The following is a 24,974-nucleotide window of genomic DNA, read 5'->3' on the forward strand; positions in this document are numbered from 1 at the left end:
ATCTCCCAGGATGCGAGACCCATGAACGAGACCGTCGCCGCACCACCGGCGCACGCCCCCTCCTACCCCGCCGATCGCACGTGCCCGTACGCACTGCCCGAGTCCTACGACCGCCTGCGCCGGGCGCCCGGCTCGATCCACCGGGTCACCCTGTACAACGACCGGACGGCGTGGGTCGTGACCGGACACGAGACGGCGCGCCGGCTGCTGGCGGATCCCCGGCTCTCGTCCGACCGGAGGACGGAGGGCTTCCCCCGCTTGTCCCCGCGGGCGGAAGCGACCCGCGACCGGCGGCCGCCCTTCGTCGGGATGGACCCGCCCGAGCACGGGCCGCTGCGGCGCATGACCACCGGCGGGTTCACCGTGCGGCGCGTCGACGCCATGCGGACCGAGATCGAGCAGATCGTGCACGGCCTGCTCGACACGATGATCGCCGCCGGGCCGCCGGCCGACCTCGTCACCCGGCTGTCGTTGCCGGTGCCGTCCATGGTGATCTGCCGACTTCTCGGCGTGCCCTATGCCGACCACGACTTCTTCCAGGACGCCAGCAGCCGGCTGGTCCGGGCGGCGAGCGCGGAGCAGGCGAGAGCGGCCGGGGACGACCTGGAGCGCTATCTGGACGGCCTGGTCCGCCAGATGGAGGGCGGCCAGCGCTCCGGCCTGCTGGGCACCATCATCGGCGAGCAACTGGAGAAGGGGATGATCGACCGGGAGGAGGTGGTGCTGACCGCGCTCCTTCTCCTGGTGGCCGGACACGAGACGACGGCGTCGATGACCTCGCTCGGCGTCATAACCCTGCTGGAGCATCCCGAACAGCTGGCCCGCCTGCGGTCCGACCGGTCGCTCGTGCCCGGCGCGGTGGAGGAACTGCTGCGCTACCTCGCGATCGCCGACGTCGCGACCGGTCGCGTGGCCACGGCGGACATCGAGATCGACGGGGAACTCGTCCGCGCGGGCGAGAGCGTCATCGTCGCCGGCTCAATCGCCAACCGCGACGGCGCGGTCTTCGCGGATCCCGACACCTTCGACATCCAGCGCAACGCGCGAGGGCACCTGTCCTTCGGGTACGGCGTGCATCAGTGCGTCGGCCAGAACCTCGCCCGCGTCGAACTCGAGGTCGTCTTCACGGCGCTGCTCGACCGCCTGCCCACCCTTCGGCTCGCGGTCCCGGTCGATCAGCTCAGCCTGCGGCCCGGAACCACGACCCAGGGCGTCGACGAGCTTCCGGTCACCTGGTGAACCGGATGCTGTCGGAGACGACCTCGCCGATCAGCACTGCCGTCGCCGCAGGGCCCCGCGTCGGCGCGTCCGGCAGGATCGAGGTGTCGGCCACGCGCAGGCCTCCGACACCGTGGACGCGACCGTACTGATCCACCACGGCATCGGTTCCCTCGGGCCCCATCGGCACGGTGCCGCAGGTGTGCTGTGCTGTTCCCAGATGCTCGCGGATCCACCAGTCCAGCGCGGCGTCGTCCTCAAGGATCGCGGGTGCCGGATCGCGCGGTTCGCAGAGCGCTGCGGTCGCGCGCACCGCGTTCCGCAGCAGTCTGCGGTCCTCGGCGGTTCCGAGGTAGCCGAAGTCGACGGCCGACGGGACGAGGGGATCGGCGGAGCGCAGCCTCAGCCGGCCCGTCGGCCTGGGTGCGAGGGCTGAGACGAGGAAGGGCAGCGGGGAACCGGGCACCGCTGTCGCTCCCGCCCTGAGGCCGGACATCGGGATCAGGGACTGCAGGATCTCCCACTCCGCGGAATGCAGGCAGGCGCCGAGCCAGGATTCCCTTGGCGCGCCCCAGTCTTCCCGGGCCTCCCACTCGAGGGCGGTCTGCGGGTGATCGCTGAATCGCGTGCCGAGGGCGGCGGCGTCGCGGACGACCGGGATGCCCAGGCGTTCCAGGTCGGCGCGCGGCCCGATGCCGGAGAGCAGCAGCAGGTGGGCCGAACCCAGTGCGCCCGCACTGATGACGACGGTGCCCGCGTCGAGAGCGCGGAGTCCGCCGCCGTGTTCGACGAGGAGGCCGGTCGCACGATCGCCGGAGAACAGCACGCGCCGGACCGTGCAGTGGCCCAGCACCCTGAGATTCGGACGGGCTCGGACTTCCGCGTCGAGGTAGTTCAGCGCCGTGTTTCTGCGTATCCCGTCGACGGCGTTGGACGGCACGGGACCGAAGCCGGGCCGCGCCTGGCCGTTCTTGTCGGGCTCCTCGGGGTAGCCGAGGCGGTGGGCCGCCTCGGCGAAGGCGGCTGCCGCCGGGTGGTCGAGGCCGGCTCGGCGGACGCAGACAGGGCCCTTGTCTCCGTGGACCTCGCTCGCGCCGTAGTCCAGATCGTTCTCCAAGTTCCGCAGGAACGGCAGGACGCGGTCGTACGCCCACGCCGGATTGCCGGCAGCGGCCCACCGTTCGAAGTCCTCGCGGCGGGCCCGGACGAAGTAGCCGCCGTTGACCGTCGTCGAGCCGCCGAGCACCCGGCCGCGAGGAACGGCCCAGGGCCGCTCGGGAGTGAGCCGCACCGGCCAACTCGTCACCGCCGGCTGATCCGGCCGGGCTCCGGGCACGAGCCGGGAGTCGAGCAGATCCGCGCCGAAGCCGGCCGCGTCGCGCGGGGCCGGACCGGCCTCCAGCAGCAGCACGTCGCGATCGGCGTCCTCGCTCAGCCGGGCGGCGAGCACGGCCCCGGATCCGCCCGCGCCGACCACGACGACATCCGGCCGCCCGAGCGCACCTCGCTGTCTTGACACCAGGCCCCTACCAATCCGCGGAAAAAACCTCGCCGCCGAGTCTAGCCTTTTGGCACTAGATGCCAATACTATCGGGGCATGTCGAAAGCAATGTCGCCTCCGGCGAACCCCCAGCAGCCCCTATCGGTCCGCACTCCCGCCGGGCGGGAGTCCGCGGCCGAATCCGCCACCGAGAACAGCCGGATCCGCACCGCGGACGTCATCGAGGCCGACGAACTCGTCGAAGAGGTCTCGATCGACGGCATGTGCGGCGTCTACTAGAGACCGGCTCCACCGCCATGGACTCCATGCAGCCGGGACGGTCGGCCGACGAGCCGGCCGTCCTGGACCTGGACCGGGCCTGGGCGCTGCATCCGCAGGTCTCGGTCCGCCCCGAGCCGTTCGGCGCGCTGCTCTACCACTTCGGCACCCGCCAGCTGTCCTTCCTGAAGGACCGGCGGCTGCTGGACGTGGTCAGCGCCCTGAGCTCGGCCCCCACCGCCCGCGCCGCGTGCACCGCCGCCGGTCTGCGAGGCGACGAGCTTCCCCGCTACGCAAGGGCCCTGAAGACGCTGGCCCGCTCTTCGATGCTCGTCGAAGAGGCCGACCCCACGGACAGGATGGTGAATCCGTGACCGCGACCACGCAGTCCCCCGCACGCCTCGTGGACCTGTTCGAACTGGGCCTCAACTCCCCGATCTGCCTGACCTGGGAGCTGACCTACGCCTGCAATCTGACCTGCACGCACTGCCTGTCCAGCTCGGGTCGCCGCGACCCGCGCGAGCTGTCCACCGCCGAAGCCAAGGCCGTCATCGACGAACTGGAGGCGATGCAGGTCTTCTACGTCAACATCGGCGGCGGGGAGCCTACTGTGCGCCCCGACTTCTTCGAACTGCTCGACTACGCCACCGAGCACCACGTCGGCGTGAAGTTCTCCACCAACGGCATCCGGATCACCCCGGACGTGGCGCGACGCCTGGCCGCCAACGACTACGTGGACGTACAGCTCTCCCTCGACGGCGCGACCGCGGACGTCAACGACGCGGTGCGCGGCGAGGGCTCCTATGACACGGCGCTGCGTGCCGCGGCACACCTGGCCGAGGCCGGGATGAAGAATTTCAAACTCTCCGTGGTTTGCACTCGGCACAACATCCCGCAGCTCGACGCGTTCAAGGCCCTCGCGGACCGGTACGGCGCTCAGCTACGGCTGACCAGGCTCCGTCCCTCCGGCCGCGGCGCGGACGTCTGGGACGACCTGCACCCGCTGCCCGAGCAGCAGCGCGAGCTCTACACCTGGCTGACCGCGCACGGCGACCAGGTGCTGACCGGCGACTCCTTCTTCCACCTGTCCGCGTTCGGCGCGCCGCTGCCGGGACTCAACCTGTGCGGCGCGGGCCGGGTGGTGTGCCTGATCGACCCGGTCGGCGACGTCTACGCCTGCCCGTTCGCGATCCACGACGAGTTCCTGGCCGGCAGCGTCCGCTCCGCCGGCGGGTTCGCCGGGGTCTGGCGCGACTCGGAGCTGTTCGGGCGGCTGCGCGAGCCCCAGCAGGGCGGTGCCTGCACGGCCTGCTCCTTCTACGACAGCTGCAAGGGCGGCTGCATGGCCGCCAAGTTCTTCACCGGTCTGCCGCTCGACGGCCCCGACCCCGAATGCGTCCAAGGGCACGCCGAGCCGCTGCTCGCAGCCCAGCGCTCGGTGCCCAAGCCGTCCGGAGACCACTCGCACTCCCGGGAACGCCGCGCCCGCGCCGTCCCGGTCACGCTGACCCGCCGCGAGGACCTTCAGCGTCCTCCGGTCAGTGCGTGCGACGAGTCCCCGCTGGCCGGATTCCAGGCCTCCTGACATCGCACTGCCACGCCGCAGTGCCGAGCATGAAAGAACACCGCCATGAGTAAGAACGCCTGGTTCGAGACGGTCGCCGAGGCGCAGCGCCGAGCGAAGAAGCGCCTGCCCGCTTCGGTCTACGGCGCCTTGGTCGCAGGCTCCGAGCGCGGCCGCACCATCGATGAGAACATGGACGCCTTCGCCGAACTCGGCTTCGCCCCGCACGTCGTGGGCCACCAGGCGCAGCGCGACCTGAGCACGACGGTGCTGGGCATGCCCTCGGCGTTCCCCGTCGTCATCTCGCCGACCGGCGTGCAGGCCGTGCACCCGGACGGCGAGGTCGCCGTGGCCCGAGCGGCCGCCAACCGGGGCATCATCATGGGATTGAGTTCCTTCGCGAGCAAGCCCGTCGAAGACGTCGTCGCGGCCAACCCGAACACCGCGTTCCAGCTGTACTGGTCCGGCGGCCGGGACACGATCCTGCAGCGTCTCGAGCGGGCCAGGGCGGCCGGTTGCAAGGCACTGATCCTGACGCTGGACTGGTCGTTCTCGCACGGCCGGGACTGGGGCAGCCCGGTGATCCCGGACAAGGTGGACCTGAAGACCATGGTCCGGATGGCCCCGGAGGCGATCACCCACCCCAGGTGGCTGTGGATGTTCGCCCGCACCGGCCGCTTCCCCGACCTGACCACCCCGAACCTGAAGGCCCCTGGCCAGGCGGCGCCGACCTTCTTCGGCGCCTACGGCGAGTGGATGCAGACCGCGCCGCCCACCTGGCAGGACGTCAGCTGGCTGGTCGACGAGTGGGGCGGGCCTTTCCTGCTCAAGGGAGTGAGCCGCATCGACGACGCCAGGCGGGCCGTGGACGCCGGGGTGTCCGCGATCTCCGTGTCGAACCACGGCGGCAACAACCTCGACACCACCCCGGCCACGATCCGCATCCTGCCCTCGATCGCCGAAGCCGTCGGCGACCAGATCGAAGTGGTGCTGGACGGCGGGGTGCGCCGCGGCAGCGACGTGGCCAAGGCCCTGGCCCTGGGAGCGCGCGCGGTGCTGATCGGCCGCGCCTACCTGTGGGGTCTGGCCGCCAACGGCCAGGCGGGCGTCGAGAACGTCCTGGACATCATGCGCGGCGGGCTCGACTCGGCGGTCCTCGGCACCGGCCACGCCACGGTCGGCGAACTCGGACCGGACGACCTGTCGATACCCGACGGCTTCACCCGCACGCTCGGCGCCCGCGCCGAATCTCCGCGCGCGCTCAGCGTCTGAAGACCATGAGCGTCGACCTGTCCCGGCGCAGCTGGCCCGAGATCCCGCCGACCGGCGCGACCGTCCTGGTCCCGGTGGGGTCCACCGAGCAGCACGGCCCGCACCTGCCGCTGTTCACCGACGGCGCGATCGCGGACGCCGTCGCGCGGCGCAGCGCGAACCGGCTGCCCGGGGAGGTGTTCGTGGCCCCGCTGCTCGCCTTCGGCAACAGCGGGGAACACGCCGGCTTCCCCGGGACCGTATCGATCGGCCACGACGCCCTGCGGCTGGTCCTGATCGAGCTGGTGCGCTCACTCGGGCTCTGGGCGCGGCGAACAGTATTCGTCAACGGACACGGCGGCAACATCAGAACCCTGATCGATGCGGTCGCGCAACTGCGCGCGGAGGGGCACAGCGTCGCCTGGACCGGGTGCGACTTCCCGGGCAGTGACGCCCACGCGGGACGGACCGAGACCTCCGTCATGCTGCATCTCTCACCGCACAACGTCTCCATGGACAGCGCCGCGCCCGGCAACACCCGTCCCCTCGCCGAGCTGATGCCGCAACTGGAGACGAGCGGCGTGCGCTCCGTCGCCCCCAACGGCGTGCTCGGCGATCCGACCGGTGCCAGCGCGGAGGAAGGCCGCCGTCTTCTGGAAACCCTGGTCGCCACGACGGTCGACCGCATCAACGCTCTGGAAACGCCATGACATCGCTTCCCGTCGGATTCCGCATCGTCCTCGACCGGAACACCAAGGTGCTGAACGGCGGGAAAGCCCTGCTCGGCGGGGCGCCGGCCATGCGGCTGCTGCGATTGACCCCCCGAGCGCGCGGCCTGCTGGACGGCCGGACCCTCGAGGTGCGCGACCAGGCCGGCGCCGTGCTCGCCGATCGACTGCTCGAACTGGGCCTCGCGCATCCGGTTGCGCGCGCACTCCCGCTGCCCGAAGACCGCGAACTGACGTACGTGATCCCGGTCCGGGACCGTCCGGCGCAGCTCGGCCGGCTGCTCGGCAGCATTGCTCCGGGCAGCGCTGTGATCGTGGTCGACGACGCCTCGGTGAATCCCGGCCCCGTCGCCGAGGTCGCGGCCCGGCACGGAGCGCGACTGGTGGCCCTGCCGCGGAATCTCGGGCCCGCCGGTGCCCGCAACGCGGGGCTGGCATTGGTGCGCACTCCGTTCGTCATGCTCGTGGACTCGGACATCGTCCTGGACGAGGACACCGTGCCCACGCTGCTGCGGCACTTCTCGGATCCCAAGGTCGGCCTGGCCGTTCCCCGCATCACCGGCCTCGAGGCTCCGTGCTCCTCGTACTGGATCGGCCGGTACGAGAAGGCCCGCTCCTCACTCGACCTCGGCGCGAACCCGGCGCTGGTGCGTCCGGGCTCGTTCGTTTCCTGGGCCTCCACGGCCTGCATGCTCGCGCGCGTCGAAGCGCTCGACGGCGGCTTCGACGCGCGGATGCGCGTAGGCGAGGACGTCGACCTGGGCTGGCGCGCGATCGCACACGGTTGGCGGCTGCGTTACGAGCCGGCCGTCGAGGCCGCGCACGAGCACCGGACGCGGTTCGCGGACTGGTTCCGCCGGAAGGCCGAGTACGGCACCGGAGCCCAGCCGCTGGCCGAGCGGCACCCTCGCTCCGTCGCGCCCGCGGTGTTCGCGCCGTGGACCGCCGCGGTGGTACTGGCCCTGCTCGCTCAGCGGCGCTGGTCCGTGCCGGTCGCGGCCGCGGTGTCCGGCGTGGCGAGCGTGCGCATCGCGAAGCGGCTCGGCGAGATCGATCAGCCGTTGCGGACCGGGACGCGGCTCGCCGGCGAGGGAGCTGTCACGGCGCTCGCTCAGAGCGGAGCCCTGATCACCCGACACTGGTGGCCCGCCACGGCGGTGGCCTGCGTGTTCTCGCGCAGGGCACGGCGCGCGGCCATGGTGGCGGCGGTGGCCGACGTCGTCCTCGAGTATCCCCGCAGCGGCGTGGATCTGGACCCCCTTCGGTACGCGGCGGCGCGTCGGCTGGACGACCTCGCGTACGGGGCGGGCGTGTGGTGGTCCGCGATGCGCGGCCGGTCCTTCGCGGTCTTGCGCCCGCGGATTCAGAGCCCCTCGACGAGTCGGCGGAAGGCCTCTTCCAGCAGTTCCGTCAAGTCCGCGTCTTCATCCTGCAGCCAGAGTTCGTAGGCCGCGACGGAGGTCGCCAGCACCACATTGCCGATCAGCACGGGTTCCAGGGCGGTGACCGGCAGACCGGCCCGCTGCGCGACGAACTCGGTGACGATCTCCCGCCAGGCGTTGTACCGCAGGGTGGAGTCGGCCTGCAGCGTGGGAACGCTCAGGATGAGCGCCATGCGGCGGCGGTGCCACGGGACCGTGTGCGGGTCGTAGTGGTTGAACTTGACGATGACCTCGCGCAGCGCCTCCATCGTCGAGAGCGATTCGGGTACCGTGGCCAGCAGTTCGCGCAGGTATTCCAGCTGGCCGTCGAAGTCGCCCCAGACCAGGGCGTTCTTGGAGGCGTAGTAGCGGAAGAAGGTCCGGCGGCCGACTCCGGCGGCCGTGGTGATGTCCTCGACCGTGACCTCGTCGAAGCCGCGCCGGTCGAACAGTTCGAACGCGACGCGCTCGAGTTCGGCGCGTGAGGTGGCGCGCGGGCGGCCGGTCTTGGCCGGCCTCTCGTCTAGCGCTTCGGCCGCGGGCCGCTCCACCGGGACTCCCTTCGCCGTGATCTCACCACGACCCTACACGGCGGGAGCGCGCGACCGGGCCCTGAGGTGCGGCTCGACGTCCTGAGGGCCCGGCCCCGCCACCACTAGTGCGCGACGCCCTCGGCCGGCATGTGCCAGCGCAGCCAGCCGGCCTGGCCGCCGTCGACGAGCAGGTCGGTGCCCGTGATGTAGAGCGCGGCGGGGCTGGTGAGGAATGCCGCGGCCTCGGCGATCTCCGCGGGTGTGCCGGTCCGGCCGATGCCGCAGGCGTCGAGCATGTCGAGCATGCTCCCGCCGGAGTGCGATTCAGCCTCCTGCTTCGCCATCGGGGTGGAGATCACGCCGGGGCTGACGGTGTTCACCCTCGCCCCGCGCAGGTTCCAGGCCAGTGCCGCCGCCTGGACCCGCACCTGGTTCGCGCGCTTGGCCAGCAGGTACGCCGACATAGGGTCGTCCTCGACCGCGACGACCGGGGCGAGTTCGCACAGGTCCTGCGTCGGGGCGGTCGCCAGAGCGGCCTCGTCCTCGCGGGTGAGCTGCGCCGCATGGCCCGCCATGCTGGCGATGCACACCAGGGCGGTGCCGCGCGTCGCGACCGTCTCGAACACGTCGATGATATGGGCGGTGCCGACGAGGTCGACGTCTATGATCTGCCGTGCCGTGGCGGTGGCCGCCGAGACTCCGGCGGTGTGCACGATCGCCGTGATCCGCTCGCCTGCCGACGAGGCAGCCGCGGCCAGCTTCTCGACAGAGCCGCGGTCGGAGACGTCGGTGTGCACGCCGTGCGCGACGTGCCCCTCCGCCCGCAGGGCCTCGACGAGGTTGTCGAGGTGGGTCCGCGACGCGTCGGCGATGATCAGCGCGCGGCCGCTGCCGAGTCGGCGTGCGACCGCGGCGCCCATGCCTCCGGCGCCGGTGACGACGACCACGTCACGGGCGCCGCCACGGGAACCAGGGGTTGAATCAGACATCGAATGAGCCTCCTCGCTCGTCGAAGCCGCTGTGGGGTCTGATCACGACGCGACGGAGTTCCAGGCCGCGCGACCGGCCACGGCCTGGCGCCAGCGCCTGATCGCCTTCGGGGGCATGCCGACGCTCAGGGCTCCGCTCACGCGATCGCCGGTGCGGTAGGCCGCGAGGAAACGGCGTTCGGCGAGGTCGCCCTCGACGATGGAGATCTCCTCGTGGCCGCGCAGGTAGCCGTAGGCCTGGATCTTCATGGCGTACTGGTCCGACCAGAAGTACGGCACCGGGGCGAACGGCTTGGGCGCGTCCGGGTTGAGCAGGTTCCTGGCCACGGCCATTCCCTGCTCGGCGGCATTGGTCCGGTGCTCGATGCGCATCGAGGCGTCGAACAGGGGATTGTGCCAGCGGGCCACGTCGCCTGCCGCGTAGACGCCGGGGGCCGCGACGCAGTACTCGTCGCAGACCACGCCGTTGTCGATCGCAAGACCACTGTCATCGAGCCACTCGGTGTTCGGAAGCGAGCCGATGGCGACCAGCACCTCGTCGGCCGCGATCAGCTCACCGCCTTCAAGTTGCACGCCGCCGGAAACCACGGCCTCGACGCTCACTCCTGTGCGCAGATCGACGCCGTTCTCCGCGTGGGCCTGCGCGAGAACCGCTCCAACCTCGGCGCCGACCGCGTGTGCGAGCGGCACCGCCGCGGGTTCCAGGACGGTGACCTCGGCGCCGAGGCCCCGTGCCACGGCTGCGGCCTCCGCGCCGAGGAAGCCAGCGCCGACGACCACGAGGCGGGTGTCGGGGTCGATCCGCTCGCGCAGGGCGATGGCGTCTTCGAGGGTGCGCAGGACGTGCGCGCCCTCGCCGGGCAGTCGCCTGGGCCGGACGCCGGTCGCGATGACCAGGGCGTCGTACTCCAGCCGGGAGCCGTCCTGGATCGTGACCTCGCGGGCGGCGAGGTCGAGTCCGGTGGCCGTCGTGCCGAGCCGGAGATCGAGGTCGAGGTCCGCGAGGTGCTCCTCCGAGCGCAGCGCGAGCCGGTCGGCCTCCCAGTCCCCGGCGAGGATCTGCTTCGAGAGCGGCGGCCGGTCGTAGGGCGGCAGCGTTTCGGCGCCGACCAGCGAGATCCGGTGTTCGTAGCCCTCCCGGCGGAGCGTCTCGGCGGCAGCGAGTCCGGCCGCCGAGGCTCCGACGATCACGATCCGGCGCAACGTCTCGCTCACGAGGCGAGCAGCCGGATGGCGGCGGCCGGACAGATCGCCACGGCCTCGCGCACCGAATCGAGCTGGTCCTCGGCGACCTCCTCGGTCAGCAGGAACGCGACGCCGTCGTCCTCGTTCTGATCGAAGACGTCGGGGGCGGCCATCACGCACTGGCCGGAGGCGACGCACTTCGGCTCGTCCAGTTCAACACGCATGATCAGACTCCTTATTGCGGTGGGTTTTCTAGAAGCGGGGGGACTACCAGGCGACCGGCAGGCAGCGCACGCCGTAGGTGGTGCCGGTGTGGTCGAAGGCGAGCTGCTCGATCGGGGCGGCCAGGCGCAGGGTGGGGATGCGCCGGTAGAGCGTTCCGTAGACGACCTGCAGTTCGAGCCGGGCCAGGCTCTGGCCGAGGCACTGGTGCGGGCCGTAGCCGAAGGCCTGGTGGGTGCGCGCGGACCGGTGCAGGTCGAGGCGGTCGGGCTCGGGGAAGGCCTCCGGGTCCCAGTTGGCCGCGTGCAGTTCGAAGACCATGCCCTCGCCCTCGCGGATGAGCGTGCCGTTGTACTCGATGTCTGCCTTGGCCACGCGGCGCACGCCGGTCTGCACGATCGTGAGGTAGCGCAGCAGCTCCTCGGCGGCGTTCGCGATGAACTTCGGGTCCTCGCTCTCGCGCAGTTCGGCGAGCTGCTCCGGGTGCTGGAGCAGGGCGAGCGTGCCGAGGCTGATCATCGTGGCGGTGGTCTCGTGGCCCGCGATGAGCATCGCGACGCCCATGTTCGACGCTTCCTCGAAGGTCATCTCGCCGTTCTTGACCCGCTCGCCCATCTCGGAGAGCACGGCGCCGTCGGGCTCGTCCATCTTCACCCGCAGCAGCTTCCCGAGGTACTCGCCGAGGGCGCGGCTGGCCGCTCCCGCCTCCGCGGCCGAGAGCGCGCCGTCGAGGGCCTTGCTGCTGTTGACCTGGAAGAACTCATGGTCGTCGTAGGGGACGCCGAGCAGATCGGCGATCACCAGCGAGGGCACGGCCAGCGCGAAGGCGGTGAGCAGGTCGGCCGGGTTGGGGCCGGCGAGCATCTCGTCGATCAGGCCGTCCACGATCTTCTGGATCGCCGGTCGCATCGCCTCGATCCGCTTGACCACGAACGGCGCGTTGACCGTGCGGCGCAGCCGGGTGTGCTCGGGCGCGTCGGTGTTGGTGATCATCCGGGGCGTCTTGCCGGCGATGTCGGCCCGGTGCTCGTTGACGTACGGGAACCCGGGGTAGCGGTCGTCGTCGGAGACCCGTTCGTCGGTCAGCAGCGCGCGCTGGTCGGCGTGCCTGGTGATCAGCCACGGAGTGGAGCCGTTCCACAGCCGCACCCGGCTCAGCGGCGCACGCTCGCGCACCTCCCGCGCGGTCGGCGACGGAGCCAGCGGGCAGCGCAGGTCGCGCTGGAACGGGTAGCCGGGAACCTCGGGGGTTTGGGTGTCGACCATGACTTCTCCTCGAATCGTGGTGGGGACGGGGAGGCTTCGAAGTGTCGAAGAGCTCGACGATCAAAGCCAATCAGACCTACCTGACGCGGATCGATCAGAAACCTGACAGAAGCCTGACGTGACGCAGTTCACGCGGGATTGCGGCGCGAATCCGGCACGGGAGGTGCGCAGCGGCCGAGGGTGTATCCGAAGCCGCGGCGGGTGCGGATGAGTGCGGGGCCGGACTGGTTGACCTTGCGTCGCAGCCGCGAGACGAGCTGCTCGACGGCGTTGCCGTCGCGCACCTCTCCCCACACATGCAAGCTGACCTGCTCCTTCGACAGGACGCGCCCGGCATTCACCAGAAGATGGCGCAGCAGCCGGTACTCGGCGGGCGTCAGGGCGAGCACGTTCTGCCCGCGACGGGCCAGGCAGATCGCGTCGTCGAGCACGAGATCGCCGTAGCGCTGCAAGACCTGCTTTCCCGGCGCGCTCAGCAGCGCCTGCAGCCTGGCCAGGACCTCGCGGATGCGCAGCGGCCTGGTGACGTAGTCGGCCTCGCCGGCCGCGAGCTCGCGGACCATGGTGGGCGCCGAGTCGTTCGCGGCGAGGAAGAGGACCGGCGGGCGTTCGGCGGGAGCGATCCGCCGGCCGCGTCCGAGCTCGGCGATGCCGGGCAGATCGAGATCGAGAACCACCAGATCAGGCCGACGCCGGACGAACAGCGCCATCAGCTCGGCGCCGGACTCGGCGACGAGGACTCGGTAACCGGCGAGGTCCAACGTGGCCGCGAGCAGCTCGGACTCACCCGGGTCCCCGACCGCGACCAGCACCTGCTGCCCGCCGCCGCGCAGCGACGCGGCTCGTTCTCCGCGGTACTCCCGCATGGTCAGACTCATCCGTTCGCCTGCTTCCAGCGTCCGTCGTGAAGCGCCCGCCCGTTTGCGGTTGATTCCGCTTCAAGTCCCGGAGGAACTCTCTCCAGACTCCCCCGCGGGAGCCGCCGCGTCGTCGTGCGTATGCAGACAATCTCGTGTACTGAGAACGCAGTATCGGAAGCAGCAGTGCCGCATGAAGATGACCAGGCCGCTTTGCATTGTCTTGCGGTGCACATGTAGCACTCAACTACGCAGACGTACTGCCCTAGCAGTAGCGGAATTGACTGCGCGCACACGACGACGGCGCGGCGGTCGACCGGGATGCTGGAGGAGGACCAGGGCTCGGCCCCGAATGCGCATGCATGAGGCCGCGACCGGCGCCGCAATCTGACCCATCCTCCGGAAGGACCACCATCATGGTGCACGCCGATGCCCGTAGCCGCTCTCGCGCGGCGGCGATGGTCGCACTCCCTGCACTTGCCGGCGCTCTGCTGCTCAGCGGATGCGACAAGAACGGCACCGGCGGTTCAGCAGCCGCGGCGTCGACTCAGACCGGAGCCGTCGCGCACGGCGGCTACGTGGCACTCGGGGACTCCTACACCGCGGGCCCCGACATTCCCGACCAGACCGGGGACCCGGTTGGCTGCGAGCGCTCCAGCGAGAACTATCCCTCCGATCTCGCTCAAGCGCTCGGGCTCGAGCGTTCACAGTTCACTGATGTGAGCTGCACCGGGGCGACGATCTCTGACCTGATGAGCGCGCAGTCCACCAAGAACGGCGTGAATTCGGCGCAACTGGGCGCGCTCTCAGCCGACGACGCGATCGTCACCATCGGCATCGGCGGCAACGACGTCGACTTCGCGGGTGTGCTCACGCGTTGCGTGGAAATGGACATCGCCCCTTCGCTCATCGGATCGTGGGCTGCCGACTCGACTCCCTGCGAGGCGTATTACACCTCGGGCGGCACCAATGAGCTCGACGAGAAGATCGATACCGCAGCTGCGAATCTGGCCACCGCCCTCAAGCAGGTGAGGCAGCGCGCGCCGCACGCCCGCGTGTACGTGGTCGGATACCCGGCCCTGCTGCCGTCGAGCGGCACGAGCTGCGTGCACGCGCTCGGCATCACCTCGGGCGACGTCGCTTTCCTGAATCAGGAGGAGAAGCGGCTCAACAGCATGCTCAGGACGCAGGCCCACGCCGCGGGAGACGTGTATGTCGACACCTACAGCCCGTCGCAGGGGCACGACACCTGCTCCGACGCCGACACGCGCTGGATCGAGCCGCTGATTCCCGCGTCCCCTGCCGCCCGACTGCACCCCAACGCCAGAGGCGAACAGGGCATGGCGGACGCCGTGCTCGCCGCGATCAAATCCACGTCCTGATAGCGGCGCAGTCCTCGACACACGATGCGGGTGTGGCATCCTTAAGCGCCACGCCGATCTGGAGGATCAAAGATGACTCAGCTCTCCGGCACGCCCTCCGCGTTCGAGCGCACCCCTCTCAGCACGGACGAGAGGACCCGGGCTGAGGTGAATTTCGTCCCGTACGTCGCTCAGGCGCTTGTAGCCGAGGGACGCTTCGAGGTCACCGCCGACAGCCTCGAACAGATCGAGTTGTTCCAGAATGTCGCTCGCAGGGTGGGCGGTGTGCTGGGGCGGCCGGTGCTCACCTATGCCAACGGCGAGGTGGTCGTGATCACGTTCGACCCGGATGAGCCGACCGTCCTCGCGGGTCGCGGCGCCCCCGCCGTTCAGGATTGACTGCCAGACCCTGACGACCGCGACGTGGAGGGCCGTCCCTGCGGGGGCGGCCCTCCACATCACTCCGGCTTGATGGTGACGAGCCCCGCCTGGTAGGCCATCACCACGAGCTGCGCCCGGTCACGCGCATTCAACTTGGCCATCGCCCGGTGGATGTGGGTGCGGGCGGTGAGCGGGCTGACGAACAGCTTCTCGGCGATCTCCTCGTTGGACAGTCCGTGCGCGGCCAGCGCCACGGCTTCGCGCTCCCGGGCGGTCAGCACGTCCAGCGCGCTCGCCGCCGTGGCGCGGGTGCCCACGTCGGGGGCGGCCAGGAATCGGCCGATGAGCAGGCGGGTGGCCTGCGGGGAGAGCAGCGACTCGCCGGCTGCGACGGTGCGGATCGCGGCGATCAGCTCGTCCGTGCTCGCGTCCTTGCCGAGGAATCCGCTGGCGCCGGCGCGCAGGGCGCGGGCGACGTACTCGTCGGTCTCGAACGTGGTCAGGATCAGCACCTTCGTGCCGGCCAGCTCGGGGTCCGCGCAGATCTCCGTGGTTCCCTCGAGTCCGTCGGTTCCGGGCATGCGGATGTCCATGACGACGAGGTCCGGACGGTGCGTCCGGGCGAGCTCGACGGCCTGCCGTCCGTCGGAGGCCTCGCCCACCACCTCGATGTCGGGGCAGGAGTCGAGCACGATGCGGAAGGTCTGGCGCAGCAGCGCCTGGTCGTCGGCGAGCAGAACATGGATGGTCACGGGTTCTATCTTCCTGTGCGAGCCGGGTTCGAGACAGCATCTCGGCCCGCCGGGTGGGCGGCGGGCCGAGATGCGCTGGTGTTCAGCCGGTTCGGGTGATCAGCCGATGGGCGCGGCCGGCACCGTCGGCCGCTCGCCGACGACCTCCGCGCGGAGTTCGGCCGCCTGGATTGCCCGTTCGCGACGACGGTCGAGGGACTGGCCCTCGATGTCCACCCGCGGCAGGATCCGCCCGAGCGGGCGCGGGAGCTGCCAGGCGCGCTCGCCGAGCATCGCGAGCAGCGCCGGGACGAGCGTCATCCGGACGATGAACGCGTCGAACAGGACCGCGATCGCCAGGCCGAAGCCGATCATCTTGATCAGGGAGTTGTCGGCGCCGATGAAGCCGGAGAACACCGCGGTCATGATCAGCGCGGCGGCCGTGACCACGCGGGAGCTGCTGCGGAAGCCCTCGGTGATCGCGCTGCGGGCGTCGGCGCCGCGGGTGTGCGCCTCGCGCATCCGGGAGACGAGGAAGACCTCGTAGTCCATCGCGAGTCCGAAGATGATTCCGACCATGAAGATCGGCATCAAGGTCATGATCGGGCCGGTCTGGTGCACGCCGATGAACCTCGCGAGCCAGCCCCACTGGAAGACCGCGACCACCGCGCCGATCGCGGCGAGCACGGAGAGCAGGAATCCGGCAGCGGCCTTGAACGGGATCAGCGCGGAGCGGAACACGATCAGCAGGAGCACGATCGCCAGGCCGATGACGACCGCCAGGTACGGCAGCAGGGCGTGCTTGACCTTGGTGGCCGAGTCGATGTCGCTGGCCGTGGCGCCGGTCACCATGTACGTCGCGCCGGTGCCGGCCTGCAGGTCGGCGCGCTCGCCCCGGATCGCGTTGACCAGGTCCACAGTCTTCTGGTCGCTCGGGCCGGTGGACGGGATCACGGAGAAGACGGCGACGTTCCCGGCCGCGTCGTAGTGCGCCGCCGACACGGAGACCACGCCGGGTGTCGAGGCGATACCGCTGCTGATCTCCGCGACTGCGGTCTTCGGACTCTGCGCGCTCTCGGCGTCGACGACGACCGTGAGCGGGCCGTTGAAGCCGGGGCCGAATGCCTTCGCGAGGTCGTCGTAGGCGCGGCGCTCCGTGGTGGACGTGGCCAGGTAGCCGTTGTCCTGGGAGCCGAGGTGCAGCGCGGCGATCGGGGTCGCGATGATGCCGAGGCCGATCACGCCGAGGAGCAGCAGCGGCACGCGGCCCCGGATGACGAACCGGGCCCAGCCGGCGCCCCAACGCCCCTGGCGCGCGGTCTTGCGCGTCTTGCCCTTGCGCGCCGAGCGGGAGAGCACCGCGTTCGGGAACAGGCCGAGCATCGCCGGCACGAGCGTGAGCGCGACGAGCACGCCGACCGCGACCGCACCGGCCGCGGCCAAGCCCATCTTCGTGAGCATCGGCACACCGACGACGAACAGCCCGGCAAGGCCGATCACGACCGTCATCCCGGCGAACACCACCGCGCTGCCGGCCGTACCCACCGCGAGGCCGGCGGCCTCACGCGCCTCGATGCCCTGCTCGCGCTCCTCCCGGTAGCGCGAGACGATGAACACCGCGTAGTCGATGCCGACCGCCAGGCCGAGCATCGTGGCGAGCGTGCCGGTCGTCTCCGACAGTCCCAGCGCGTGGCCGAGAGCGGTGATCGAGGTCATCGACACTCCGACGCCGACGATCGCCGTGATCAGCGGCACGCCCGCGGCGGCCAGCGAGCCGAAGGTCAGCAGCAGCACCAGAAACGCCGCCGCGATGCCGATGCCCTCGGTCGCGCCCCCGGCGGCGGGTGTGGGCGTCAGGGCGTTGCCGCCGATCTCCACGGTCAGGTTCGCCGAACGCGCGCCGGCCGCCGCGTTCTGCAGCGCGGTCTTCGCGGCGTCGGTCAGGTCGGTCGCGGCGACCTTGTAGGTGACCGTCGCGTACGCGGTCGAGCCGCTCTTGCTCACCGCGGCGGTCGCGAAGGGGTCCGCCACGCTCGCTACCTGCGGCCCGGCGGCCGCGGCGGCGACCGCCTTCTCGATCGCGGCCCTGTCGGCCCCGGCCGCGACCTGCCCGCCGGCCCGGTCCACGAACACGAGCTGGGCGCTCGCCCCGCCCGAGCCGCCGCCCGGGAAGTGCTCGCCGACGACCGTGGCAGCCTGCTGAGACTCGGTGCCGGGCATCGTGAAGGAATCGCTCGGCGCCGCCGGTGCTTTGGCCGCCGCGAGGCCGACGGCAACCAGTACGCCGAGCCACATCGCGACGACGTACCAGCGGCGCCGGAACGCCGCGCGGCCGATGAAGGCCAGGAGGGCAGCCATGGGAAGTCTCCGTTCAGAAGATTCAGGGGATGGTTCTCAGTGTTCTCTCAGAGCAGGTCGGCGTCGTCGTGCGAGCGCAGACAATCCGGAGTACTGAGCTTGCAGTACACGAAACCCGCCGCTGCTGCGGACGGATGTATCAGATACCTGATAATGCAAGGGTGCCCCCGCGGCGCGAAGCCGCGGGGGCACCCTGCGGGGCCGGGGGACTATGCGGGATCCACACCTCGGTGGCGGCCCGCGCTCTCGGTGCGCCCTCGCAGCAGGCCGCTGCCGGCGCCGATCGAGACCAGGCCCATGCCGATGGCCGTGCCGACGCCCTGCGCGCCGTGCACGAACAGGCCGGCGAACACGGCGACGGTGCCGTTGAACAGGAACAAGAACCACATCACCGGGCGGGTGGCGAGGAAGGACTTGAGCGGATCCTTGCGCATCACCAGGAAACCGAAGAACAGGGAGACCGCGATGCCGCCGAAGGTCGCTGCGTGCGCTCCGTCGCCGTGCAGCACGCGGCTCGCACCGACGCACGCCGCGATCCCGGCGGCGAACAGCGTCCACTGCGTGAAATTGACGAGAAACTTCTTCATGACCGACTCCATGTGTTCGACCTGGGCACACTCACAGTCTTCTTGAGCGGCAGGTCAGAGTCGTCGTGCGAGCGCAGACAATCGGTAGTACTGAGTTCGCAGTAGACAGGGCTTGCCACTGCGGCACACGGAGCTGCATCGCGCCTGACAAACCCGTGCCCCCGCGACATGAGTCGCGAGGGCCGCAGAGAACCGTTGGCCGGCCTTAGGGGATGGGGTGGGCGTGCAGCGGGATCTCGGCGACTACTGCGAACCCGCCCCCGGCGCGCGGTCCTGCGCGCAGGGTGCCGCCGACCGATTGGGCGCGCTCTCGCATGCTGACCATCCCGTATCCGCTGCTCGGGGCTGCGGCGACAGGAGCGACGCCGTCGTCGCCGTTCAGGATCGAGATCGTCAGCAGCAGGGGGCGGTAGGCCAGGTGGACGGTCGCCGCCCTGGTCGGCCCGTGCTTGGTGACGTTGGTCAGCGCCTCTTGGATGATCCGGTACGCAGTCAGGTCGGTACCCGGGGGCAGCGGGCGCTCGGCACCCTCGGTGGTGACCGTGACCGCGAGACCGGCCGCCGCGAGCGCGGAGGTCAGGGCCTCGAGCTGCGCGAGGCCCGGCGCCGGCTCCAGGTCCTCAGGCTCTCCCACCTGGCGCAGCAGGCTGACGGTGGCCTTGAGCTCGCGCAGCGCCATCGAGGTGGTCTTGGTCAGCTCGGTGGCGATCCCGTGCGCCTGCTCGGGGTTGCCGCGCATCAGGTGCGCGACCGCGCCCGCCTGGGCGTTCGCCACTGCGAGGTGGTGGGCGACGACGTCGTGCAGTTCACGGGCGATGCGCACGCGCTCCGCGGCCGCCAGATTGCGAGCCGCCTCCTCACGCGTACGCTCGGCGTACTCGGCCCGCGCACGCGCCTCGTCGAGGAAGGCGCGCAGATGCCGGCTCGACGTGCCGAACGCGGTCGGCAACACGAGGATGGCGACGGGCGCGACGACCGTGAGATTGACGGTCGTGTGCGGGTGAACGATCACGGCGATGACCGCCACGAGCACGGCGACCGTGAAGGTCACGGTGTTCGCGATCCGCCGGTTCGTCCGGTAGGCGAGCGTGAAGAGCGCGAACATCGCGGGGCCGAGCAGCAGCACGGTCGGCTCAAAACCCAGCAACGTCACGACCACGGCGCTCGCGCACGCAACCGCCGCGACGGCCGTGGGATGGCTGCGGCGCCCCATGAGCGCGACGCACGCGACCGCAGTGACAAGGACGCCGATCCACCACGGGTGGGGCGGCCGGTGGCCCGTGGAGCTGAGCACGCTGCCGGGGAACGAGATGCCGAACAGCAGCAGGGCGACCGTCCCATCGATCACGTGCGGATGCTCGTCCTGGAACCGCCGCCACGCCGCGGTCGTGAGACTCTCCATTCGCGGCGGTCGATCCATGTTCTCCTCCTGGCAGGCAGCGCGATGCGCGGTGTCACCCAAGCATCTCCCGCCGCCCGCCTCGCCGTCGTCGTGCGCGCGCAGACATCGCGCTACTGCGTTTGCAGTAGCGCGACGGCTGTTTTCGCGACCGAGGTCAGTCCTCGCCGCCGAGCGTGACGACGACCTTGTCCGCTGCGCCCGGGGTGAGCGCCAGCTCGAAGGCGCGCTCGACCTCGGCGTACGGGACCTCGTGGCTGATGATCTTCGCGAAGCGCTCATGATGCTCGACGAGCTGCGGAGTGACCTCGAAGATCTCGGTCGGGTAGCCCTGCGAGGCGATGAGCGTCAGCTCGCTGCGCAGCATGCCGCCGAGGTCGAGCTTGTCCGTGGGCTTCTGCACGGCGACCATGACGAGCTTGGCGTGCCACTTGGCGCTGTTCACCGCCGCGTTGATCACGGCGGGAACGCCGGCGGCGTCGATGTAGACGTCGGTTCCGGCGCGCTGCTGGCCGAGCGCGTTGGCGGCCTCGCCGTGCAGCTCCTTCAGTCGGGCCGTCACGTCCTCGGTCGCCGAGTTGATCACCGCGTCGGCGCCGACTTCGAGGGCCTTGGTCAGTCGCTCCGGGATGACGTCCGCGACCACGACGTGCCGGACACCGCGCAGCTTGAGCCAGATCGTCGCACCGAGGCCGATCGGCCCCGCACCGAACACGACCACCGCGTCGGTCGGCTTGGCCTGCGAACGGTTCACGGCGTGCAGCGCGACGGCCATCGGCTCATTGAGCGACGCCACCGCGAACGGCACGGTCTCCGGGAACTTCGCGACGCTCTTGCCGACGGCCACGTCCTCAAGCAGCAGGTACTCGCTCAGCGCACCCTGCGATCCGCCGCAGCCGATGATGCCCGAGTGCCCGGACTGCGGGTTGACCACGACGCGGTCGCCCACCTTCAGATCGGTGACCGCGCCACCGACCTCGACGACCTCGCCTGCGGGCTCGTGGCCGAGGACGATGGGCCGCAATTCGCCGCCCAGGTGCGCGTTCTTCGGGAAGCCGCCCATGTGCAGGAACGCGGTGTCGGTGCCGCAGATCCCGCAGGCGCGGACCCGCAGCAGGGCATCGTTCGGTCCGGGAGCGGGCCGCGGGGTCTCGACGACCTCGACGGCGTTCGTCCCGGCGGTCTGCACGGACCTCATCGTGGTGCTCATGGCGACCCCTTCCTCGATTTGCTTGACATAGGCAAGCATATTAGCTTGCTTGAGTCAAGTAATCACCTGCTATCGTGTCGGTGTGCGCTCTTCACCCTCCGCAGCCACCTTGATTTACCCGGTGGGTCGGCCACACATCTCGGCGTGGGTCACCCGAGTGGATGCCCCATGATGCGGGGAAGCCTCGACACAGGGCCGGCGCCTATGCAGGACGCGAAATCGCGGGTTCTGGTCGCGATCGAAGATCCGGCGGAGGTCGAACTGCTCTCCGCGGTCCTCGACCTCGCCGGCTACCGGCATCTCGAAGCAGGGTCCGGCGCCGAGGCCGCGGACCTGCTCGCCCGGCACAGCTTCGGACTGGTGATCCTCGACGCCGGAGCATCCGACCTCGTCGAGCTCGGTCGCCGCCTACGCGTCTTGCACGCGCAACGGCTCCCGACGCTCTTCCTGGCCTCGCGTGAGAGCCTGCCCGTCGTCGCAGGCGAACTCGCGCTCAGCGATGCCGACTACGTCACCAGGCCGTTGCGCATCCCCGAGATCCTGACCAGGGCGCAGGTGCTGCTCCGGGAGCCGGCGGGCCGCGGTTCACCGACCCGGCGGTACGGCGACCTCGTCCTCGACGATGCGGCCTGCCTTGCTCGCCGCGGGCAGTACGTGCTCGACCTCACCGCGGCCGAGTACCGGCTGCTGCGCCACTTACTGATCAACGCCGAGCGCGTGGTCTCGAAGGAGCAGATCAGCCGCCACGTTTGGGGCGAGGTGCGAGGCGAGAACGCAATCGAGCAGCTCGTCTCGCGGCTGCGGCGCAAGGTCAACCGGTGGGAGCCCGCGCTCATCCGCACCCGACGCGGCTTCGGCTACTCGCTCGGCGGCCCGGAAGCCCGCTGACCGCGAGGTGCGCCGGCGCGAGGCCCCTTTTCCCGTGCGGCCCGCTCTCATCCGCGCGGCGGGTTCGCGCCGTGGACACCTCAGCGGCGGGATTGCGCCGTGGACGCCTCAGGTCTGTTCGCGGCGCAGTTCGGCGTTGATGCGAAGCGCCTCTTCGAGTTGGTCTTCCAGGATGATGATGCGGCACGCCGCCTCCAGGGCGGTGCCCGAGTCCACCAGTTCCCGCACGCGCGAGGCTAGCCGCAGCTGGTAGCGCGAGTAACGGCGATGTCCGCCGGCCGAGCGTTGCGGGGTGAACAGCTTTGCTTCATCGAGGCTGCGCAGAAAGCCGGGGGTCGCCCCGATCATCTCCGCCGCGCGGCCCATCGTGTACGCGGGGTAGTCCTCGTCGTCGAACTTGTCCGCGACATCGGGCTTGTCGGTTCCCAATCACACCTCACACGGTCGAGGGCCCCGGCGCCGCAGCACCGGGGCCCAAAGGGGTTGTTGGTTTACACCATCTGCCGACTACCGACCGGGGGGGGAGAGTCGGTAGGCAACGACCCGCGTGAGCCGCCTGACGAAACAGGGGCGCGGGGATCGCTCAATCGTGACCGGAGACCACCTTTCTTCCGATGGGACTGCGGCTACACCCGGAACATCCTCGCCGGGGCGATCAGACGGTGTCTCCCTTCCCTTCTCCTCCAATTACCACTTACCTGCAACTACTTGTACCGCCAGCCCCTGCCGGAGCCCTGAGGCACTGCCGGTCCCGCCACGTCGGGCTGTCCTGCTGCCGGACCAAACCACGATCCGGGTACCACTGTCTGCCATTACCTGCGGGCAGTTCGTCCTCTGCCGCGCCTGCCAGACTTTCTTCTCTGCCTACGACCAGAACCTTACCCGACCCGTCATGGAAAATCTACCCCGCCGGGGATAGTTTTTCTGTGGCGCTGGTCAGCCGGACGCCGCCGCCGAGTGGCCGCCACTCTTGACCGGCCTGTAGTAACTGATATGGTTACGACAGGAGGTGGGAGATGGGAGCGAATAGCAGGCTCACCATCGCCGCGCATGCGCTGGCCTGGATGGGGCTGAACGAGCGCATGGGCGGCGAGGTGGCCACGTCGGAGCAGATCGCCAACAGCGTCAACACCAATCCGGTGGTGATCCGCCGACTGCTCGGCGAGTTGCGCGAGGCGGGCCTCGTCGAGTCCCGGCGCGGTGCGGGGGCCGGCTGGCGGCTCAGGCGCGCGCCGGAGTCGATCAGCCTGGCCGAGGTGTATCGAGCGGTCGAAGGCGGGCCGCTGTTCGCGCTGCATGCCGCGGCCCCCAACCAGCGGTGCCCGGTGGGGCACGGCATTCGCGCGGCGCTCACACCCGTCTACGAGGACGCCGAAGCGGCACTGCGCGCGCAATTGGGCCGCACGAGCGTAGCCGACGTACTCGGCGAGTCCCTCTCCGCACCCTAGCGGCGCAGGCGCTGCGGCGGCGCAGTGAACCGTACTCGTTGACGTAACAGTAGTTGTTACAACGGACTTCCTCCGGCAGCAGCCGAGGACCGACCCCTTTCAGGAGCACTCATGACTACCCTGCAGTACTCCGTATACGTGGCACCGTCGAAGCCCGCGGTCTCCGACGACCTGCCTCCGGGCGAGGCGCGGCGAATGTGGTCGCCCACGGCCTCCACCCTGATCCACGGTGAGCACGACGCCGTGCTGGTCGATCCGCTGATGACGATCGACGAGTCCCGCGCGCTGGCCGAGTGGGTCGCCGCGACCGGCAAGAACGTCACCACGATCTTCGTCACGCATGCTCACGGCGACCACTTCTTCGGCGCCCCGGCGATCCTCGAGCGTTTCCCGGACGCAAGGCTCGTCTCCACCCCGGGCGTGGTCGAACACATGGAGGCCCAGTACGGTCCACGCTGGTTCGGCGGATTCTGGGACCCGCGCTTCCCGGGCCAGATCTCCGAGAAGCACCTGATCGCCGAGCCGCTCGGCGCCGACGGGGTGATCGAGCTCGAAGGCGAGCAACTGCACGCGATCGAACTCGGCCACGCCGATACCGACGGCTCCGCCGCGCTGCACGTGCCCTCCATCGGCCTGGTCGTGGCCGGCGACGCCGTTTACGGAGACGTCCACCTCTACCTCGCCGAGTCCAAGGGCACCGGACGCGGCGACTGGCTCGCCGCACTCGACACCATCGAGAAGCTCGCCCCCACCGCCGTCGTCTCCGGCCACAAGCGCGACGGCGACCACGACGATCCCGAGGACATCGCCCGCACGCGCCGCTACATCCAGGACTTTGACTCCGCCGCCCGAAGCGCGTCCGGCTACCAGGACCTCTACGACGCGATGGCCGCCCGCTACCCCGGCCGGCTCAACCGCGGAGTCCTCTGGAACTCCGCGAAGGCCGTGACGGCATAAGCGCGATCTGCCCCCCGCTCCGGATGGCCCCCTGCGGACGTCAGCCGTCGGACGGGCCGAAGCCGCGCAGGTAGGTGTCGACGACGAGGTCGGCCGCCCGTGGGGGATCCATCTCGGGGAAACGGTGGGCGACGCTGTCGACGAGCGCGTCGAGGACGACGCGCGCCCAGGCGGGGTCGGTGCCAGGGCCGAGATAGCCGACATCGCACGCGCGCTGGATGAAAGCACTCAGGCGTGCGCTCTGCGCCTCCCGGCGCGCACTGGCTTCGGGGTCCGTCTCCATCATGCGGCGCGTGTCGAGGGGCCACTCGCGACTGACTGGGACGATCCCCTCCACATAGCGGTGCAGAGCGACCGGCACGGGGGCCTCGGTCAGCCGCGCTTCGTCCAGCACCCGTTCGGCCGAGTCGAGTTTGGCCTGGAAGACGGCGCGCAGCAGCGCCTCGCGGTTCGCGAACCGGCGATGAAGAGTGGTCCGGTCGACGCCCGCGGCGGCGGCGATGGCCGCCATCGGCGTGCTCGGATCCTCCGCCAGGAGGCTGGCCCCGGTACGCAGGACCGAGAACTGGTTTCGTGCGGCATCGGCTCTCATGACCGCCCCATGCTACCGCGTCGATGTGGTTGTAGGGCCAGCTCCCACTTGTGTGATACAGGTCAGATC

At 70.4% G+C, this 24,974-nt stretch carries 26 protein-coding genes; 12 read left to right on the forward strand and 14 right to left on the reverse strand.

Annotated features, from left to right (window positions below; translation table 11 throughout):
* The first annotated feature begins 21 nt into the window (after positions 1 to 21).
* A complete protein-coding gene (locus KDK95_RS05150) occupies positions 22 to 1,239 on the forward strand; it encodes a cytochrome P450 (protein WP_212516841.1) in 1,218 nt (405 codons plus the stop codon).
* Here KDK95_RS05150 and mftG read toward each other — a convergent pair.
* On the reverse strand, positions 1,229 to 2,737 hold the full coding sequence (gene mftG, locus KDK95_RS05155; RefSeq protein WP_212516842.1) for a mycofactocin dehydrogenase MftG: 1,509 nt from the start codon (positions 2,735 to 2,737) through the stop codon (positions 1,229 to 1,231). The two genes, KDK95_RS05150 and mftG, sit on opposite strands and share 11 nt — an antisense overlap.
* A 78-nt stretch (positions 2,738 to 2,815) precedes the next feature.
* On the opposite strand from mftG, the gene mftA reads away from it, so the two are divergent.
* The 6 genes from mftA to mftF are packed head-to-tail and all read left to right on the forward strand — an operon-like array spanning position 2,816 to position 7,968.
* The gene (gene mftA, locus KDK95_RS05160; RefSeq protein ID WP_212516843.1) at positions 2,816 to 2,998 is read left to right on the forward strand and encodes a mycofactocin precursor MftA; all 183 of its coding nucleotides are present in this window, start codon (positions 2,816 to 2,818) and stop codon (positions 2,996 to 2,998) included.
* 26 nt (positions 2,999 to 3,024) lie between these two features.
* Positions 3,025 to 3,351 (forward strand): mycofactocin biosynthesis chaperone MftB, encoded by a 327-nt coding sequence (gene mftB / locus KDK95_RS05165; protein WP_212516844.1) that lies wholly within the window; start codon positions 3,025 to 3,027, stop codon positions 3,349 to 3,351.
* Positions 3,348 to 4,562 carry a mycofactocin radical SAM maturase gene (gene mftC, locus KDK95_RS05170; RefSeq protein WP_212516845.1) on the forward strand — a complete coding sequence of 405 codons (1,215 nt, stop codon included), beginning with the start codon at positions 3,348 to 3,350 and terminating at the stop codon, positions 4,560 to 4,562. The genes mftB and mftC overlap by 4 nt, the downstream gene beginning before the upstream one ends.
* Positions 4,563 to 4,607: 45 nt before the next feature.
* The gene (gene mftD / locus KDK95_RS05175; protein WP_212516846.1) at positions 4,608 to 5,813 is read left to right on the forward strand and encodes a pre-mycofactocin synthase MftD; all 1,206 of its coding nucleotides are present in this window, start codon (positions 4,608 to 4,610) and stop codon (positions 5,811 to 5,813) included.
* A 5-nt stretch (positions 5,814 to 5,818) separates the two neighbouring features.
* Positions 5,819 to 6,502 carry a mycofactocin biosynthesis peptidyl-dipeptidase MftE gene (gene mftE / locus KDK95_RS05180; protein ID WP_212516847.1) on the forward strand — a complete coding sequence of 228 codons (684 nt, stop codon included), beginning with the start codon at positions 5,819 to 5,821 and terminating at the stop codon, positions 6,500 to 6,502.
* On the forward strand, positions 6,499 to 7,968 hold the full coding sequence (gene mftF, locus KDK95_RS05185) for a mycofactocin biosynthesis glycosyltransferase MftF (RefSeq protein ID WP_212516848.1): 1,470 nt from the start codon (positions 6,499 to 6,501) through the stop codon (positions 7,966 to 7,968). Before mftE ends, mftF begins: the two co-directional genes overlap by 4 nt.
* Here mftF and mftR read toward each other — a convergent pair.
* The 6 genes from mftR to KDK95_RS05215 form a co-directional block, all read right to left on the reverse strand.
* A complete protein-coding gene (mftR, locus tag KDK95_RS05190) occupies positions 7,884 to 8,492 on the reverse strand; it encodes a mycofactocin system transcriptional regulator MftR (RefSeq protein WP_212516849.1) in 609 nt (202 codons plus the stop codon). The two genes, mftF and mftR, sit on opposite strands and share 85 nt — an antisense overlap.
* A 104-nt stretch (positions 8,493 to 8,596) precedes the next feature.
* On the reverse strand, positions 8,597 to 9,463 hold the full coding sequence (locus KDK95_RS05195; protein WP_212516850.1) for an SDR family oxidoreductase: 867 nt from the start codon (positions 9,461 to 9,463) through the stop codon (positions 8,597 to 8,599).
* Positions 9,464 to 9,505: 42 nt separating this feature from the next.
* Positions 9,506 to 10,666, reverse strand: coding sequence for an NAD(P)/FAD-dependent oxidoreductase (locus tag KDK95_RS05200; RefSeq protein WP_249160372.1), 1,161 nt, complete (start codon positions 10,664 to 10,666; stop codon positions 9,506 to 9,508).
* Positions 10,667 to 10,674: 8 nt separating this feature from the next.
* The gene (locus KDK95_RS05205; RefSeq protein WP_212516852.1) at positions 10,675 to 10,872 is read right to left on the reverse strand and encodes a ferredoxin; all 198 of its coding nucleotides are present in this window, start codon (positions 10,870 to 10,872) and stop codon (positions 10,675 to 10,677) included.
* Positions 10,873 to 10,915: 43 nt separating this feature from the next.
* Complete coding sequence (locus KDK95_RS05210; RefSeq protein ID WP_212516853.1) at positions 10,916 to 12,136, reverse strand: cytochrome P450; 1,221 nt, start codon at positions 12,134 to 12,136, stop codon at positions 10,916 to 10,918.
* Positions 12,137 to 12,264: 128 nt separating this feature from the next.
* The gene (locus KDK95_RS05215) at positions 12,265 to 13,014 is read right to left on the reverse strand and encodes a response regulator transcription factor (RefSeq protein ID WP_212516854.1); all 750 of its coding nucleotides are present in this window, start codon (positions 13,012 to 13,014) and stop codon (positions 12,265 to 12,267) included.
* Between the two features lie 395 nt (positions 13,015 to 13,409).
* Between KDK95_RS05215 and KDK95_RS05220 the strand changes: the two genes are divergently transcribed.
* Positions 13,410 to 14,375, forward strand: coding sequence for an SGNH/GDSL hydrolase family protein (locus KDK95_RS05220; RefSeq protein ID WP_212516855.1), 966 nt, complete (start codon positions 13,410 to 13,412; stop codon positions 14,373 to 14,375).
* A gap of 72 nt (positions 14,376 to 14,447) precedes the next feature.
* On the forward strand, positions 14,448 to 14,753 hold the full coding sequence (locus tag KDK95_RS05225; RefSeq protein ID WP_212516856.1) for a hypothetical protein: 306 nt from the start codon (positions 14,448 to 14,450) through the stop codon (positions 14,751 to 14,753).
* Positions 14,754 to 14,812: 59 nt separating this feature from the next.
* Here the strand turns inward: KDK95_RS05225 and KDK95_RS05230 are convergent, their stop codons facing one another.
* The 5 genes from KDK95_RS05230 to KDK95_RS05250 all read right to left on the reverse strand — a co-directional run bounded on the left by KDK95_RS05230 (position 14,813) and on the right by KDK95_RS05250 (position 21,008).
* The gene (locus KDK95_RS05230) at positions 14,813 to 15,487 is read right to left on the reverse strand and encodes a response regulator transcription factor (RefSeq protein ID WP_212516857.1); all 675 of its coding nucleotides are present in this window, start codon (positions 15,485 to 15,487) and stop codon (positions 14,813 to 14,815) included.
* A gap of 99 nt (positions 15,488 to 15,586) precedes the next feature.
* A complete protein-coding gene (locus KDK95_RS05235) occupies positions 15,587 to 17,824 on the reverse strand; it encodes an MMPL family transporter (protein ID WP_212516858.1) in 2,238 nt (745 codons plus the stop codon).
* 209 nt (positions 17,825 to 18,033) lie between these two features.
* Positions 18,034 to 18,411, reverse strand: a complete 378-nt coding sequence (locus KDK95_RS05240; protein ID WP_212516859.1) for a hypothetical protein — start codon at positions 18,409 to 18,411, stop codon at positions 18,034 to 18,036.
* Positions 18,412 to 18,616: 205 nt separating this feature from the next.
* Positions 18,617 to 19,813 carry a sensor histidine kinase gene (locus KDK95_RS05245; RefSeq protein ID WP_212516860.1) on the reverse strand — a complete coding sequence of 399 codons (1,197 nt, stop codon included), beginning with the start codon at positions 19,811 to 19,813 and terminating at the stop codon, positions 18,617 to 18,619.
* A gap of 154 nt (positions 19,814 to 19,967) precedes the next feature.
* Positions 19,968 to 21,008, reverse strand: a complete 1,041-nt coding sequence (locus KDK95_RS05250; RefSeq protein WP_372463265.1) for a zinc-dependent alcohol dehydrogenase — start codon at positions 21,006 to 21,008, stop codon at positions 19,968 to 19,970.
* A 216-nt stretch (positions 21,009 to 21,224) separates the two neighbouring features.
* Between KDK95_RS05250 and KDK95_RS05255 the strand changes: the two genes are divergently transcribed.
* Positions 21,225 to 21,908, forward strand: coding sequence for a response regulator transcription factor (locus KDK95_RS05255; protein WP_212516862.1), 684 nt, complete (start codon positions 21,225 to 21,227; stop codon positions 21,906 to 21,908).
* A gap of 108 nt (positions 21,909 to 22,016) precedes the next feature.
* On the opposite strand, the gene KDK95_RS05260 is transcribed toward KDK95_RS05255, so the two are convergent.
* Positions 22,017 to 22,274: a MerR family transcriptional regulator gene (locus KDK95_RS05260; protein WP_212516917.1), complete on the reverse strand. Its 258-nt coding sequence runs from the start codon at positions 22,272 to 22,274 to the stop codon at positions 22,017 to 22,019.
* Between the two features lie 650 nt (positions 22,275 to 22,924).
* On the opposite strand from KDK95_RS05260, the gene KDK95_RS05265 reads away from it, so the two are divergent.
* A complete protein-coding gene (locus KDK95_RS05265; RefSeq protein WP_212516863.1) occupies positions 22,925 to 23,356 on the forward strand; it encodes an Rrf2 family transcriptional regulator in 432 nt (143 codons plus the stop codon).
* Between the two features lie 111 nt (positions 23,357 to 23,467).
* Positions 23,468 to 24,313: an MBL fold metallo-hydrolase gene (locus tag KDK95_RS05270; protein WP_212516864.1), complete on the forward strand. Its 846-nt coding sequence runs from the start codon at positions 23,468 to 23,470 to the stop codon at positions 24,311 to 24,313.
* A 40-nt stretch (positions 24,314 to 24,353) separates the two neighbouring features.
* On the opposite strand, the gene KDK95_RS05275 is transcribed toward KDK95_RS05270, so the two are convergent.
* Positions 24,354 to 24,905: a TetR/AcrR family transcriptional regulator gene (locus KDK95_RS05275; protein WP_212516865.1), complete on the reverse strand. Its 552-nt coding sequence runs from the start codon at positions 24,903 to 24,905 to the stop codon at positions 24,354 to 24,356.
* Positions 24,906 to 24,974: the final 69 nt, after the last annotated feature.

Origin of the sequence: Actinospica acidithermotolerans (genome assembly GCF_018139625.1) — a bacterium.
GTDB classification, from domain to species: Bacteria; Actinomycetota; Actinomycetes; order Streptomycetales; family Catenulisporaceae; genus Actinospica; species Actinospica acidithermotolerans.

Coding starts and splice junctions, on each gene's coding strand:
- KDK95_RS05150 (WP_212516841.1), top strand. CDS start 22: ATGAACGAGACCGTCGCCGCACCACCGGCGCACGCCCCCTCCTACCCC.
- mftA (WP_212516843.1), top strand. CDS start 2,816: ATGTCGAAAGCAATGTCGCCTCCGGCGAACCCCCAGCAGCCCCTATCG.
- mftB (WP_212516844.1), top strand. CDS start 3,025: ATGCAGCCGGGACGGTCGGCCGACGAGCCGGCCGTCCTGGACCTGGAC.
- mftD (WP_212516846.1), top strand. CDS start 4,608: ATGAGTAAGAACGCCTGGTTCGAGACGGTCGCCGAGGCGCAGCGCCGA.
- mftE (WP_212516847.1), top strand. CDS start 5,819: ATGAGCGTCGACCTGTCCCGGCGCAGCTGGCCCGAGATCCCGCCGACC.
- mftF (WP_212516848.1), top strand. CDS start 6,499: ATGACATCGCTTCCCGTCGGATTCCGCATCGTCCTCGACCGGAACACC.
- KDK95_RS05195 (WP_212516850.1), bottom strand. CDS start 9,463: ATGTCTGATTCAACCCCTGGTTCCCGTGGCGGCGCCCGTGACGTGGTC.
- KDK95_RS05205 (WP_212516852.1), bottom strand. CDS start 10,872: ATGCGTGTTGAACTGGACGAGCCGAAGTGCGTCGCCTCCGGCCAGTGC.
- KDK95_RS05210 (WP_212516853.1), bottom strand. CDS start 12,136: ATGGTCGACACCCAAACCCCCGAGGTTCCCGGCTACCCGTTCCAGCGC.
- KDK95_RS05215 (WP_212516854.1), bottom strand. CDS start 13,014: ATGAGTCTGACCATGCGGGAGTACCGCGGAGAACGAGCCGCGTCGCTG.
- KDK95_RS05220 (WP_212516855.1), top strand. CDS start 13,410: ATGGTGCACGCCGATGCCCGTAGCCGCTCTCGCGCGGCGGCGATGGTC.
- KDK95_RS05225 (WP_212516856.1), top strand. CDS start 14,448: ATGACTCAGCTCTCCGGCACGCCCTCCGCGTTCGAGCGCACCCCTCTC.
- KDK95_RS05235 (WP_212516858.1), bottom strand. CDS start 17,824: ATGGCTGCCCTCCTGGCCTTCATCGGCCGCGCGGCGTTCCGGCGCCGC.
- KDK95_RS05240 (WP_212516859.1), bottom strand. CDS start 18,411: ATGAAGAAGTTTCTCGTCAATTTCACGCAGTGGACGCTGTTCGCCGCC.
- KDK95_RS05245 (WP_212516860.1), bottom strand. CDS start 19,813: ATGGAGAGTCTCACGACCGCGGCGTGGCGGCGGTTCCAGGACGAGCAT.
- KDK95_RS05250 (WP_372463265.1), bottom strand. CDS start 21,008: ATGAGGTCCGTGCAGACCGCCGGGACGAACGCCGTCGAGGTCGTCGAG.
- KDK95_RS05255 (WP_212516862.1), top strand. CDS start 21,225: ATGCAGGACGCGAAATCGCGGGTTCTGGTCGCGATCGAAGATCCGGCG.
- KDK95_RS05260 (WP_212516917.1), bottom strand. CDS start 22,274: ATGGGCCGCGCGGCGGAGATGATCGGGGCGACCCCCGGCTTTCTGCGC.
- KDK95_RS05265 (WP_212516863.1), top strand. CDS start 22,925: ATGGGAGCGAATAGCAGGCTCACCATCGCCGCGCATGCGCTGGCCTGG.
- KDK95_RS05270 (WP_212516864.1), top strand. CDS start 23,468: ATGACTACCCTGCAGTACTCCGTATACGTGGCACCGTCGAAGCCCGCG.
- KDK95_RS05275 (WP_212516865.1), bottom strand. CDS start 24,905: ATGAGAGCCGATGCCGCACGAAACCAGTTCTCGGTCCTGCGTACCGGG.